At 43.8% G+C, this 13,807-nt stretch carries 9 protein-coding genes; 6 read left to right on the top strand and 3 right to left on the bottom strand.

All coding sequences use genetic code 11. The annotated features are described in order from the left end of the window. Positions 1-639: 639 nt before the first annotated feature. A complete protein-coding gene (locus ACTW1R_RS06250; RefSeq protein ID WP_123833838.1) occupies positions 640-1,503 on the top strand; it encodes a helix-turn-helix domain-containing protein in 864 nt (287 codons plus the stop codon). A 257-nt stretch (positions 1,504-1,760) separates the two neighbouring features. Here ACTW1R_RS06250 and ACTW1R_RS06245 read toward each other — a convergent pair whose 3' ends face one another. Further along, positions 1,761-3,554 (bottom strand): oligopeptide ABC transporter substrate-binding protein, encoded by a 1,794-nt coding sequence (locus tag ACTW1R_RS06245; RefSeq protein ID WP_123833837.1) that lies wholly within the window; start codon positions 3,552-3,554, stop codon positions 1,761-1,763. Positions 3,555-3,931: 377 nt separating this feature from the next. Here ACTW1R_RS06245 and ACTW1R_RS06240 point away from each other — a divergent pair, with 377 nt between their 5' ends. The 5 genes from ACTW1R_RS06240 (at position 3,932) to ACTW1R_RS06220 (ending at position 8,689) form a co-directional block, all read left to right on the top strand. After that, the gene (locus ACTW1R_RS06240; protein WP_128487511.1) at positions 3,932-5,233 is read left to right on the top strand and encodes a DUF1576 domain-containing protein; all 1,302 of its coding nucleotides are present in this window, start codon (positions 3,932-3,934) and stop codon (positions 5,231-5,233) included. Then, positions 5,230-5,580: a hypothetical protein gene (locus ACTW1R_RS06235; RefSeq protein WP_005225673.1), complete on the top strand. Its 351-nt coding sequence runs from the start codon at positions 5,230-5,232 to the stop codon at positions 5,578-5,580. The genes ACTW1R_RS06240 and ACTW1R_RS06235 overlap by 4 nt, the downstream gene beginning before the upstream one ends. Positions 5,581-5,747: 167 nt before the next feature. Further along, positions 5,748-6,110 (top strand): YxeA family protein, encoded by a 363-nt coding sequence (locus tag ACTW1R_RS06230; RefSeq protein ID WP_081116756.1) that lies wholly within the window; start codon positions 5,748-5,750, stop codon positions 6,108-6,110. A gap of 7 nt (positions 6,111-6,117) precedes the next feature. Next, entirely contained in the window at positions 6,118-6,870 is a 753-nt protein-coding gene (locus ACTW1R_RS06225; protein ID WP_270290479.1) for an ABC transporter ATP-binding protein, read from the top strand. A gap of 13 nt (positions 6,871-6,883) precedes the next feature. Then, positions 6,884-8,689 (top strand): ABC transporter permease, encoded by a 1,806-nt coding sequence (locus tag ACTW1R_RS06220; RefSeq protein WP_144808463.1) that lies wholly within the window; start codon positions 6,884-6,886, stop codon positions 8,687-8,689. Positions 8,690-8,793: 104 nt separating this feature from the next. Here ACTW1R_RS06220 and ACTW1R_RS06215 read toward each other — a convergent pair whose 3' ends face one another. Together ACTW1R_RS06215 and ACTW1R_RS06210 are read right to left on the bottom strand one after the other, a co-directional pair. After that, entirely contained in the window at positions 8,794-9,501 is a 708-nt protein-coding gene (locus tag ACTW1R_RS06215) for a demethylmenaquinone methyltransferase (protein ID WP_375806333.1), read from the bottom strand. 248 nt (positions 9,502-9,749) lie between these two features. Then, entirely contained in the window at positions 9,750-13,793 is a 4,044-nt protein-coding gene (locus tag ACTW1R_RS06210; protein WP_489927528.1) for a pectate lyase-like adhesive domain-containing protein, read from the bottom strand. Between the last annotated feature and the right edge of the window lie 14 nt (positions 13,794-13,807).

Genomic DNA, 13,807 nt, shown 5'->3' with positions numbered 1-13,807 from the left:
AACACTTTTTTTGCAAACGTTTTTCTTTTTTCGTTTTCGGCTTCGTTTCACTCTTATTTGCTCGTAGTTTTCTTACTGATAGTGAGGGGTTTTTCTGTATAAACCCTCTGTGACAACTCTTGCAGATTTTATCCAACAGCACACAACAAAAAAAACCGTAATCTTCGTACATTACGGTCATAGCTAGAAGCATGATGCTTTACAAAAAACGATCAATCACAAAGAATTGGGGAAGGTCTGGTGCATGACAGACATTCAATGTGACTGACCGCTTTTAGCGATTCATGCGCTTCATGACTTCCACAAACGAAAAGGTGTCTTTGAGAGGGGGAAGCAATCAAATAACCTTTCGATTCTTCAAGATGTTGCTCGATCCTGCGATAAAAACCGCAGAGAGCGAGGAATATGCTGTTCCTATCATAAAGGAAACAGTCACAAGACTTATCATTGAAAGGTCAACGATAAGGTTTCGCAGAAAAGGCAGTACTAGTTTTTAAATGGGTTGATTTCCCAAGGGCCGAATGGTTCAAATTCCATGAAAAACTACCTCCTTTATTATTTGCTATACCTTATTATATTTGATAACATGTTATTAAAATCACATTGTTCAGAAATGCGTCACAATTAAGGAGGTCCCCCATGAAACAGCAAGGCTCTTTAATCAAAAAACTGCGCACAGATCGCAAAATCTCGCAAGCCAAGCTTGCCGAAGGTATTTCCTCACGTACTACCCTTTCTTCATTCGAAAATCGTAAAACAAACCTCTCTTCACAAACCCTGTTTGACTACTTAGACAAAATGAATATTACGGTTCATGAGTTCAGTCTGTTGATCGACAGCGAAGCCACGGATCAGAAACGTCAGCTGGTGCAAGATTTCTATACCCGTTACTATGAGCGAACACTGACTCTCGACTACTTGACTAGCCTGGAAAAACGCTACTTTGAGACACAAAATTTTTTCTATTATTCTTTGTATGTTCAAGGATTGCTGCTGCTCAACCGTGAATCATTTCTGATGAATCAAGGAGCTTACACCCAAGAAGTCGAACTGGTAAAGCAATACTTGTTTGATATCGAAACCTGGGGGCGCTTTGAGTTAAATTTATTCTCAAATTTGTTATTTATTTTTGACCAAGAAACGATCAGTTATTACTTAGATCATGGGATCAAAAAAATCCTTCACTACGCCAATGATCCATTTTATGCAAATCTGTTAAGTGTCGTGATCTTAAACGGCTGTGCCTTTGCCAGCGAAAATAAAGATGCCTATCTACTTAATAAGTTTCTGCTCTTGTCTGAACCGCTACCCAATACACCCCTCTATTTTTATTTAAAAATCCATCAAGTGCTGTATCAGGAAATATACTCGTATTTGCAATCCGCTCAGTTGAACAAAGAGATTCTAAAAAACACCTTAGTCGTTATTGAACAAGCCGGTTACCAGAACCATAAAAACGATCTCCAACAGTTGCTTGCTGCTGTTACCAATCGTGCGATTTAGCCGCTTATTAAATGGACATTTATGTAATGTTATCTAACAAAAAAAGCTGATCTTCCAACGGAGCTCAGCTTTTTCGTCAATGTCACTCCAACCCGCCCACGAAACATCCGCTCGAAATGAAGGGTTCAACATTCGACTTGCTTCTTCCGTCTACATGGACCAAGAAAAAACCAGTTAGGTTTTAATCCTAACTGGTTTTGTTTGGCAAAAGCAACGAGCATGCTGCTGCCGATTCATTTGTGCAATTTACTAACCGATTAACGAGATTCTGAAGTCACACCGATGGTTGCCCATGGGTTATGATCGGCGTCAAATGCCCAGGTAAAGTTTGCGACACGATCAGAGATCGGTAAGATTTGATTCCGATACAACGTTGGGATCGCAAAAGCTTCTTCAATCGCATATTCTTGCCATGCATCAAAAGCAGCCTTCCGTGTTGCTTCATCAAAGGAATCGATTGAATCGATCGCAGCTAACAATTCAGTATTTTCATCTGACTCAAAACGAGTGTAGTTAAATGCTGAATTTGGTCCCCATAAGCTGGTTGGTGATGGATCTGAACCAGTAGACCAAGCAGCTTGGAAGACATCGATATCTGGATCATCGTTTTTCAGCTTGTCGTAGAAGGCTTGGAAATCGATCAAACGACCTGTTGAATATTGAACATCTAAACCGATTTCTTGCCATTGTTGAACATAGTAATCCGCCAATGGTTGGGCAACTTCCCCACCAGACATTGACGCAAAGTTGATGGTCAATTTGTTGCCATCTGGATCTTCCCGGAAGCCATCGCCATCCACATCGATAAAGCCAGCGTCATCTAGAAGTTGGTTTGCTTTCTCCATATCTAAGTGGTATCCTTCGGCATCGCTATTGTGCAACGTACCATAAACAGGTGGGATCAATGTTGAAGCATTTGAACGCAAGCCGTGGTAGAAACGCTCACCGATCGCATCATTGTCGATGGCATAGCCCATTGCTTGACGCAATGCTTTGTTCGCCATTTTTGCATTTGGATCAAAATCAACACTGTTTGTTTCATCATTCCATGAACCTAAATTAAAGCCAAGATACGTGTAAGATTGTTCTGGACGACCTAACATTTGGTAGCCATCCATGTTTTGATACGTATCAAAGGTATCTGTTGGCATTTTTAAGACTAAATCGTATTGCTTCGCGTTTAACGCTTCATTGATTGAAGCCGAAGGGACGTTACGCATCACGATTTTTTCTAAGTTTGGTGTATCGCCATAGTAATGTTCATTCGGTACATATTCCACCGTTTCACCTGGTACGATATTACTCATTTTGTATGGACCAAAACCGATTGGATTGGTTCGAACGGGATCACTTGAAGGCATATCTGCCACTTCAATGCCTTCAAAGGCATGTTTCGCTAATGCAGAATGCCAGATCGCTCCACCGGATTGCTGCATACCTGGATGCATTTCTTTAAACTCGATTTCAACGACTTTATCGCTGACTGCTGTGATCCCTGAGATCGTATCAGCTTCGCCGCTGTGGTATTCTTCCATACCAACGATATTCGTAAAATCATTGTTGTAACGAACGCCATCATAGTCTTGATGTCCGATGACTTCATAAGAGAAAATCACGTCTTCAGCCGTTACATCGACCCCGTCAGACCATTTCAAATCTTCACGCAAAGTGATCGTTGCTTTGTTGTTATCGACATCTAATTCTAAATCAGCTGGTCCACCATTCACAATTCGGAAATCTTCGTCTTGTAGGAACAAATATTCATGGCTTGGTAACATGAAGTCACGGTCATAAGCATCTTGATAAAACTCCCATTGAAACAACCCTTGGAATTGCGTATCTGTTACTACCGCAACATCTAAGACGCCCCCATCGATCACTTCATCGTTATTTTCAACTGCAAGCTGCAAATCATTGATATCAAATCCAGCTGCCTCAGTTGATGATTCTTGTGTATCTGTCGAACCTGTTCCACCTTCGTTACTTTGTCCGCAAGCCCCTAAAACAAGCGCTGCCAATAAAGTAATCATGCCAAACTTCGTTTTCTTCATACTCTTCCTCCTTATTTAAATCCCTTCCTCGTGATTCAGTGATCACTCGATCTTCGAATAAAAAAACCAAGCAAACAGTTTTTTTTATCTTAAAATGGCTTTTTTATTAGAAAATCTGAACGAGATTAACTAAATTATAACAATTTTCGTAAAATTCTTTCTGTCAATAATTTCACCGATTGATGAAATTATTGAAAAAACGGCGATTCTCCTTGATACATCGCCGTTATTTTTATTCGCATTTTCTTAAATTTTTCTTTTTCTCCCTTTTTTGGTTCTCATTTACCTTGTTCTCCCGCTACTTAAAACTGTCAAAAAATACTTTTTTGTCGCTAAAAGGTGTGATACTATGAAAAAAAGGAGCGTTCAATGAAACTATGGCAGATAAACGAGTTTTCTTACAAACAAAATCGAAACCCTTTGCACCTATCTCACAGCTCTTAACCCAGCGCTTGCTTTTGGCGTATAGCATCGTCTTGATCCTCATTGGCTTGGTTGCTTCCCCTCCTCAAGCTTTGTGGCAAGGCTCGCTGGCAATCTTAAATGCCCCCAGCAATTTGATTTCTGATTATTTTGCGATCGGCAATCTTGGAAGCGCCTTTTTAAACAGTGGCTTATTGACATTGATCAGTATCCTCCTTGCGAAAAAGCAAGGAACGATTATTAGTGGACCAATGATCGCTGCTTTTTTTACCATATCTGGCTTTTCTTTTTTTGGAAAAAACATCTTTAACTCGATTCCCATTCCACTTGGTGTCTATTTATACTCTTACATACAGCAACGCCCCGCTACACAATATTCACTGGTTGCCTTATTTGGCAGTGCCGCCTCGCCGGTTATCAGTTACTTAGCATTCGGTTTAGGGTTGCCTTTACCCGTCGGGATCGCTTTTGGTTATGGCATCGGTCTATTGATCGGTTTGGCGCTTCCTCCTCTAGCAGCTCAATTTTTACAATTCCACCAAGGTTTTTCTTTGTATAATATCGGGTTTGCTGCTGGCATCATCACTATGTTTTTCACGAGTTTTTTACGCCTGTTCGACTTGGAAGTCTATTCAAACAAACAGTTGACGACAGATTATCACTATTACCTGACTGGGTTCTTGCTCATTCTTTGTCTTGCTATGTTTCTTATCGGGTATCTTCTAAATCAGCGATCCCTCAAAGGCTTGCCTGAGCTTTTTCAAACGTCAGGGAAATTAATGACGGACTATGTCACGATTTTTTCCCTTGGGGTCACGATGATGAACATGGCGATGATGGGGATGTTGATGCTGTTCTTTGTCTTCTTCTTACAAGGGGAACTATCTGGTCCCCTTTTAGGCGCAATATTGACCGTGATAGGCTTCAGTGCATTCGGGAATCACTGGAGAAATAGTTTGCCTGTCATGATTGGGGTGGTTTTAGCAACCAAGGTCGGTTTGACCTCTGATGTCTCGACCTTCAGTTTATTGCTGACAGCGATCTTCGGCACCAGTCTAGCCCCCATCAGTGGGTATTATGGTCCAGTTGCTGGCGTAATCGCTGGGGTGGTCCATGCAGCCTTGGTCACAAATATCACCTATTTACATGGAGGATTGAACTTATACAATAATGGCTTTTCCAGTGGATTTGTCGCGGCAGCAATGGTACCATTGTTAGATGAATACCAGCAAATCAGAAGGCGGAGAAGAAAATGATTGAAAAAGAACGGGCACGGCGAATCGTCGATGAAGTGGTCACCTACTTTTTGTCCCATGACTGTCAAAAGATAATAAGTGAGATGGCCTTTGAAGCAGAGGGGTTTAAAGCAGTTGTGCAAGGTCAATTTCCAGAGCAGCCCTCTGATTTAGAACATTTTATCGACATGCTCAACACACCAAGAGATAGCACGTTAGAAAATTATTATGTGGAGCTGTTAGGCGGTCATCAAACGATCCATGAAGAAAAAGATTACTATCTATTAGGATTAATGATCGACGAAGCCGCCATTATGTATGACGAGGGCCAACTAATCGTTGAACTATTTCGCAAAAAATACAATTGAAAAGCCCTACGCAAAAAACGTTTCTAATCGGTGACCTTCACCCTTTAGAAACGTTTTTTGTTCGTTTGTCGTGACAAAATTGAAAGTTTATTGATAGATTTTTCACACTACTTTTCAGAAAACCAGCGTTATACTTTCATCATAATAAAAAATGAGGTGACCGATAGATGAAAAAACTTCTGATTGGACTTGCAGCGCTCCTCCTCATAGGGTTCGGCGCATTGCAAGTCGCACAAACCGTCATCATGGGCGGCGACAGCTACTATGTCCAAATCACCACAGATGGTGAAAAGACGAATTCTAAGGATGACAATGGGAATGTCTATACGCAATACCATTACGAATTGCCAGGGTATGATGAGAACGGCAAAAGCAAAACCCTTGATTTCAACGGTTTCCAAGAACGACCATTGCGCAAAGAAGCCTATTTGAAGCTTACTTGGAACGAAAAAAAAGGGGTAACTGGCTATGAAGAGGTCAAAGAAAAAGACATCCCAGCCAAAGCATTAACCCAATTAAAAGGAGCGTAACGCAACGATGGAAAAAATTATTCAAGCAAATGAACTGACCAAAGTATACGGAAAAGCCAACGAAAAACAAACCGAAGCCTTAAAAGGCATCAGCTTTGATATTGAAAAAGGCGAATTCATTGGGATCATGGGGGCTTCTGGTTCAGGGAAATCCACCCTACTCAACATTCTTTCAACGTTGGATCATCCGACAAAAGGTGCCATTCGCATCAACAATAGCAATATCACCAAACTAAAAGGCGATGCCTTGGCAGATTTCCGCAGCCGTGAAATCGGCTTTATTTTCCAAGACTTCAATCTATTAGAAAACTTAACGGCTTCAGAAAACATCGCTGTGCCGTTGTCTTTACAAGGAGTCAAACCAAAAATCATCCAACAACGGATCAAACAAGTCGCAGAACGCTTGTCCATCACACATATTCTCGACAAATATCCAGCAGCGATCTCTGGTGGACAAAAGCAACGGGTGGCAGCCGCGCGAGCCTTGATCACGGAACCAACGATCCTTTTTGCGGATGAACCGACAGGTGCCTTGGATTCAAAAAGTGCGAAAGATTTATTGAATATGATGGACGACTTGAATACCAATGACCAAGTGTCGATTTTATTGGTCACTCATGATCCCCTTTCTGCCAGCTATTGCCAACGTATTTTATTTATCAAGGACGGAAAGATCCATCAAGAAGTCAAACGTGAGGATCAAAGCCGCGAAGCATTTTACCGCCAGATCCTTGTCATTCTAGGAAACTTGGAACAATAAGGAGGAAGAACACATGCTTTGGAAACTATCACTTACCGGGATCAAAGCTCGGTTGAAGGATTATATCGTCCTCTTTTCTGGTTTAGTCATGGCTTCAGCCATCTTTTATATGTTCGAATCAATGGCGAGCAATGAAGCCTTTTTAAAAAGCAACTCGATCATCAGTATGGTGGTCTTCGTCTTTCGTTTTGGCTCGGTCCTCTTAGGGATCATTACCTTTGCCTACATCTTATACGCGAATTCTTTCTTGATGGCGATGCGCCAAAAGGACTATGCCATGTTTATGATGTTAGGAGCCAAAGGACGAAAGATCGCCCAAATGATTTTTATCGAAACCTTTATGGTAGGTATCGTTGCCACCGCTGTCGGCTCGATCTTAGGGATCGGCTTAGCAAGTGGTGTCAATACTTTGCTAGTCAATCAATTAAACTTGCAGATCACCCATTATGCAGCATTTAGTCCCGAGGCATTGATCGTAACCGTCGTCTTCTTCTCGGTTCTCTTTTTGATTGCTGCCATCTTCAATGCACGGGCAATTGCCAAAAAATCTATTTTAGCATTATTACGAGAAACAAGCACGCCGGCACAAGTCAAACAACGACCATTCTTACTCTTCTTGCAAACCATTTTAGGTCTTTGTTCCTTAGCCATCGGCTATTATATGATGAGCGATTTGATGACCTTCCAATTGATCGGGATCGGCATCGCCCTTGTCACGATCGTTCTTGGCACATACCTCGTCTTTCGTTCGGTGATCATCGCTCTTTTATCTCTATTAAAGAAGAATGATACGATCGCGTTGAAAAAGTTAAACAATTTCACCTTGTCGCAATTAAGCTTTCGGATTCGTGAGTATACCCAGATGCTTTCGATGGTGGCGATGCTTTTTGCTCTAGCATTAGGTGCCTTGACGGTTGGTCTTGGCTTTAAAAACGAGATCCCTATCTTAGCAAAAACTATTGCCCCTTATGACTTGTATTTGAACAATGCCCAAAACGCCTCTGACGAAAAAGTCAACGCGTTACACCCGACCCTTGATGTGACCTACAGCATGAAAGAAACGGATGACACCATTTATTACGTGAAGGAACAATTCAATGAAAACAACTTGCTCAGCTCCAGTATGGATCAGTTGAGTGTCGATGTTACTTACAACAAGCTGACTGGCGATCAATTGGCTTCTGATGTGACCGCCCAAGATCAATTGCGTAGCTACCTCTTACCAGAACAACGAGGTAAGGAGATCCAAGTCGTGGATCAAACCGCTTTTGATGCGGTCAATGCATCGGAAACCAGCTTGCGAATGGTACAAGTCAAAGACTTCCAAGCAAGCTACGATGGGCTGCGTGATTTGGCGCAAGCAAATCAAGACGCAAATTCTTCAGAAACTGCCGATATGAATTTCTCACAACGGGTCTTCGCTTACGACAGCTATAACGGGATTTTCTCTGGTTTTGAATTTATGGGCTTCTTCCTGGGTATCGCCTTCTTGACGATGTTAGCTAGCTGCCTGATGTTCAAAATTCTTTCAGGGGCAAACAGCGACATTCAACGTTACACGATGTTGAAAAAAATCGGTACCCGCACGCGTTTACTGAAAAGCTCGATCCGCAAAGAGATCGGCGTGCTCTTCCTAGTTCCTGGTATCTTAGGAATGATCCATGTCTTGTTCGGTCTAAAAATGTTCACCACCTTGATGATCGATCCATACCATGACCTATGGCTACCTTTTGGTATCTTTATCGCCCTCTACGCCATTTATTACGTGGTGACTATTGGGTTATACACCAATATTGTTTTAAACCAAAAGAAAAAATAACAATCACTCTCTGAATTGCTCAACGCAAAGAGACCATCAAGCCATGAAGGGCATGATGGTCTCTTTCATTTTTTCGTTTTTTCTCGCACAAAGGGAAAGAAATCTTAGGGTTTGGCCCCTAGATGCATCGCCGCCGCACCTCCTGCATAGCTTTTGACTTGCAACAAATCAAAGCCAGCTGCCTGAAATTCTCGTTTCAATGCCTCCTTGTCAGGAAAATCCCGTGCAGACTCCTGCAGCCAGGAGTATTCTTGATAGCTTTTGGCGAACAGTTTGCCAAATAACGGCATGACATGGTGAAAATAAAAAGTAAACAGTTGCCGCCAGCCGATCAGTGTGGGCTGTGATGTTTCGAGACAAACGATTTTCCCGCCTGGGCGCAGCACCCGATGGATCTCCGCCAAGACTTGTTGGCGATCCGCGACATTTCTCAACCCGAACCCGATCGTCACATAATCAAAGTGCTCATCTGGAAAGCTTAATGCCATCGCATTGCCAGTCTGCCACTGGATCTGCGTTTGTTGCTTTTTCTGGGCCTTTTCTTTGGCAACCGTTAACATCTCTTCGCTAAAATCAACGCCAGTCACTTGCCCCGTCGAACCGACCGCTTCATTCAACGCAAACGCCCAATCCCCGGTACCGCAGCATAAATCTAGTATCTCAGCACCTAATGGTACTGCCATTCGTTTCATGGTGTCCTTGCGCCACCGTTTGTGCAGCTGAAAGGAGATAATACCGTTCATTCGATCATAACGGGAAGCGATCGATTCAAATACATCATGTACTTTGGTTTCTTTGGCTGTTGTTGCCATTGCGGCACGTCCTTTCTTTGTTCCCTTCGTTTTGCTGTTGCTTCACGTGCTTCTGCTTTTTAGTCTAGCACGAAAAAACCTGCGAAACAAAAACCCTGCTTTCTGCTTTTCCTCCAGTCATTTCCCCACTAAAAAACAGCCTTTCCTACATAGATCCCCACGTTGTTGACCAAGGCAATTCGGTCAGCAACAAGCGGATCCAGCAGTGAAAGACTGTTCTTCTAGCTTTTAAAACAGGTTGTTCACGTTTAATCGATAAAGTCCCAGATATTGTTCCAATAAGAAACACGGTCTGCGCCATTTTCGTCTTTGTAGCGCACAGAGATCATATTACGGATGTCATGGACAGGAATATCAAGGGTGACAGAATCCGTGACGGGTCTTTGCTGCACGTTGTATGTTCGATAAAAGGTGCCATCCATATAGACGTCAAAGGTACTAAGATTGGAATAAAAAATCTGCAGCTGATTGTTATGAACAGCAAGGTTGATCAACTCACCAGTAACAGCGCGTGTACCTGTCTGCAGCGTGAGACTGTCTTCCCCTACCAGAATGTTTTCCGTTTCTGGCTGATTCCCCGAAACTCTACCGTTGATCGTTACTGGGGTCAGACCGTTCCCAGCAGCTGCCTGTTCATCCACCCGAGCAGTCAAGTTCCATTCTATGCGATCTCCTGGTGCGATCGGGCGTTCTAAGTGGATCGTGATACGATCGCCAGAAAGACTAGCCGAGGCGACATTGTCTTCATACACGAGCGCATCGACATTTAAGAATGTCAATAAATTCGGCGAGATATCTAGCGTCACGACAGCATTTTCAATATCGTCTTTCCCAGAATTTCGCGCATCGTTGCTTTCTACGATCGTCCGCAAGATCAATTGATTGCCGACGGTGATAATCGGATTGCCTTCTTCATCACGATCAAAGCTTTGCGGTACTCGCAACGTAATCGATGGGTCAGAAGGTCGAATACTGGTGACTTCAAAGGAGAGCGCTGGTGGGAAACGATCATCGCCAATGGCATCACGATACCCTAAATAGTCCTCGTAATCGCTGGCGGACGGATTCGTACTCCCCAACTGACCATTTGGTTCCGTCGTTGTCGTATCTGGTAACGTTCCTACGAAATCGTCGTAACGATCATTTGCAAAATCTTTCGCGTAAAATTCGATATACACATCCTCTTCAGGATCAAGACGACGTGGTAATTGATACTGCCATGGCACGGCGTTGCCTTGTTCGGCATCAAGGGTAATGACATATGGGTCACCTGAAGCATCACGGATCAATCCTTGCGCGGTACTCGCATAAATGGCGACTCGCTCTTTTGGCTGGTCGTCTTGCGGAGAATGAAAATCCATGATCCCCGAAACTGTTGTCGTCCGTTCATTAAAGACCTGATCCTCTGCCACTTGCAGACCCGTCGGTGGTCGTACATCCACGACGACCGCATCAGGCAAAGCGGCAATACTCTCTTCTGTTGCATGAATAAAAATCGAATCGTCAACATCCTCCATCGTGGGGTCTACTCCCCGATGGGCACGCAGCACTTCAAAACGTTGACCTGTCTTGAAAAAGTCGTCCCGCGTCCATGCGATTACCCCATCATGCACCTCACCAAAAACATCGACACTTGATTTAGAGGAAAGCCATTGCGTTTCAAGCTGGTTGCCTGCCTCGTCCTTCAAAGCAACTTCCACCCAGACCTCACCTTCCCAGGCATCACGAATCGCCCCTGTATATTCATACGGAACGACCGCTTTGGCATAAAAGGTTTTGTCGGCATTGGTCGGGGTCACTAAGTGCTGGATCATTGGCGGGTAATTATTGGCAGAAAATCGCGTGTAGGCATTCCCGCCCCTAAAAGTCGTACTGTTGAACTCATTTGAAAAAGGCTCTCCTGGCTGAGGGCTGACGATCTGTGTAAAGTTTTGACCACTTAATTGATAGCTCAATGGATTCCAGAAATTGTCCGGGTCACCATTTAGATCCACTCCGTTGCGTTTTTCCCAAACCGCTAGTCCGACACGATTAGACCTAAAGGTACTATCGCGATTTGAGTTTGAGAATGCTTGTCCGCCATTGGGTCGATTGTTTCGAAAATCATAAAACAGTGGTTCATCAATCACAAAATTACTTCTTGCAACCGAACTGATTATTCCATTATTTGCGCCTAGGGTCCGACCTTCCATTCGAAAGGTCGCATCTTTTCCAGCTAAGAACTCGGCTTCTCCGCCTTGCATCCAAACAGCAGGTCCACGATGTGCATAGATGTGGATTCGACTGTTTTCACCTTGTGCACTAAAGACCGAGGTTCCACTTCCATCAAGGGGAAATTGAATGCCTTGCCGACCGGCCGTATCTGAGCCATTACTGGCAGTAATGGTGGAAGCAGCAGATGGGTCAAATTCTCGTTCTTCATCATTGTATTGATCGAATACGGCAAAGCCTGTTTCATCAATATAGATGCCATCATCTGCCGCAGTCCTGGTACCGGCATGATTAAAGATATTCAACTGACCGGCTGACTCCACATAGAACTCGTTATTTCGACCATACATCCGCACTGCAGCCGAATTTCCATGGTATTTGACGATATTCATTCTCCCTTGGTCGGCAAGCACAAAGGTCTGCTCCCCTACTAAGCGAAACCGCATGACAGAAGCATAGTCATGATTTTGACCATCGCCAAACAAATTAAACTGCGACCCTTCCCCAGTTACCGTCACATTGCCACCGAGTTCGGTGTCTCTTAAAGCTTTGGAAATTTGATTGACAAAAGCAGCGGTTCCTTTCGGTACACCATTCGTGGGACTGGGGGCTCTAGAATACGAGTTTACGACCGCTCCGCCAGAAATAATCGTACGAGAAAACTTGTTATTCCCCTCATCCCGTTGTCCAATCAAGGAAATGATTGCGCCGTTTGCTCCCGCTAAGTCCATTTGTGACGAAGCATTTAAGACGGTACCTTCTCCATCGACTTCAAAGATCACCTCGTTAGTACGTCCTTCAAGATTTGCCCAAATTGCTTGGCTCTGGACACTGTAGAGGTCTACTTTAGAACTCTTATTGACTCGAAACGAGGTTGAAATATTATTGTTATCTGGCCGAAGCCGAAAAATCGGCCGAGTATTTGAGATCTTGACATCCGCCCCATCCGTGATCAAGACACTTTTGACATTAAAGCTGCCAGTATCTGAACTATTGCCCGCGGCTGAATTCCTGTGAGCCACCCAATGGAACGTTCCGCGAATCTCGAGATTTCCTTGCTGCAAATAAAGGAAATTATTGCCCGTACTTCCCTCTAGCACACCACTTTTTGCCTCGATATTTTCTATTTTGACCGTCCAAAAAGCTGAAGCTGCCAAGGATTGTTGATAGATCAACGCGTTTAATCCTAGATTGTTTCCCTGAAAATCGATCGTCATATTTTTTAACTCAAAGACCGCTGGCTGACGATCATGGGTAGTCGTCAGTTCAAAGAAACGTCCAGTAGGATTCGTGCCATAGTTTGGTGTCCCGTTCGTGTTGAAACGCTTCGGTGTGGTCAGGGTAAAGCCGTTCCCATCGATGGACACCGACCGATTCAACGCAGCTAATCGATTGTTAGTCTCATTCGTATACTCAGCGGTAATGTCTGCGAGAAACACGATTTCAGAAATCATGGAATTACTGAAAGCAGCCCGCAGCTCTTGATAGTCCGAAACTTCGGCACGCTCTCCTTGTGTCGCCCGTTCGGTCAGTAATTCGACTTCTACGGACTCATTGGTTTCCTGCTGCTGAACGTCAAGCAAAGCTGCTTCTTCTACAGCCTGATCGGCTTCAACTCGCAAGACTTGTCGTTCCTCGAGAGAAGGCGGAGCGATTTTTTGCAGCGTACGGTTTCCCCGCTTTAGAACAAATTCGATGGCTTCTTCTTCTCCTAAAGTGACCGGTAATGCCAAGGACAATGTTTCTTCCGTAGGCGCCACTTCGATTGCCACACCATAAACACCCTCTTGTTCAGCTGGATGCAAGGTCGCTTCTTCCAGCTCAAGCATTTCAAACATTTCTAATGACACCAGCGCTTCATGATTCGCCATCAAAAAAAGCGTCTCGCCTGCGGCTTGTTCCGATTCGATCGTCAATACATATTGTCCTGTTTCTGGGTCAAAGTGACCGGACACTTCATAGGAATTGCCACCATTGATAGCAAAGACCGCATACAAGACAGAAATAACGATAAAGACCCCTAATGCAGCGGCAGCCAGTTTGATTTTCGAGACAGTCGCTAGAACAGTAAATGATTTCATCTAGGCACCCCTTT

Source organism: Enterococcus sp. R12 (assembly GCF_058135755.1).
This window is presented reverse-complemented; position numbering and strand designations above follow the sequence as displayed.

What these genes read in the sequence shown, in the direction of transcription:
- ACTW1R_RS06250 (WP_123833838.1), top strand. Translation starts at nt 640, where the DNA reads ATGAAACAGCAAGGCTCTTTAATCAAAAAACTGCGCACAGATCGCAAA.
- ACTW1R_RS06245 (WP_123833837.1), bottom strand. Translation starts at nt 3,554, where the DNA reads ATGAAGAAAACGAAGTTTGGCATGATTACTTTATTGGCAGCGCTTGTT.
- ACTW1R_RS06240 (WP_128487511.1), top strand. Translation starts at nt 3,932, where the DNA reads ATGGCAGATAAACGAGTTTTCTTACAAACAAAATCGAAACCCTTTGCA.
- ACTW1R_RS06235 (WP_005225673.1), top strand. Translation starts at nt 5,230, where the DNA reads ATGATTGAAAAAGAACGGGCACGGCGAATCGTCGATGAAGTGGTCACC.
- ACTW1R_RS06230 (WP_081116756.1), top strand. Translation starts at nt 5,748, where the DNA reads ATGAAAAAACTTCTGATTGGACTTGCAGCGCTCCTCCTCATAGGGTTC.
- ACTW1R_RS06225 (WP_270290479.1), top strand. Translation starts at nt 6,118, where the DNA reads ATGGAAAAAATTATTCAAGCAAATGAACTGACCAAAGTATACGGAAAA.
- ACTW1R_RS06220 (WP_144808463.1), top strand. Translation starts at nt 6,884, where the DNA reads ATGCTTTGGAAACTATCACTTACCGGGATCAAAGCTCGGTTGAAGGAT.
- ACTW1R_RS06215 (WP_375806333.1), bottom strand. Translation starts at nt 9,501, where the DNA reads ATGGCAACAACAGCCAAAGAAACCAAAGTACATGATGTATTTGAATCG.
- ACTW1R_RS06210 (WP_489927528.1), bottom strand. Translation starts at nt 13,793, where the DNA reads ATGAAATCATTTACTGTTCTAGCGACTGTCTCGAAAATCAAACTGGCT.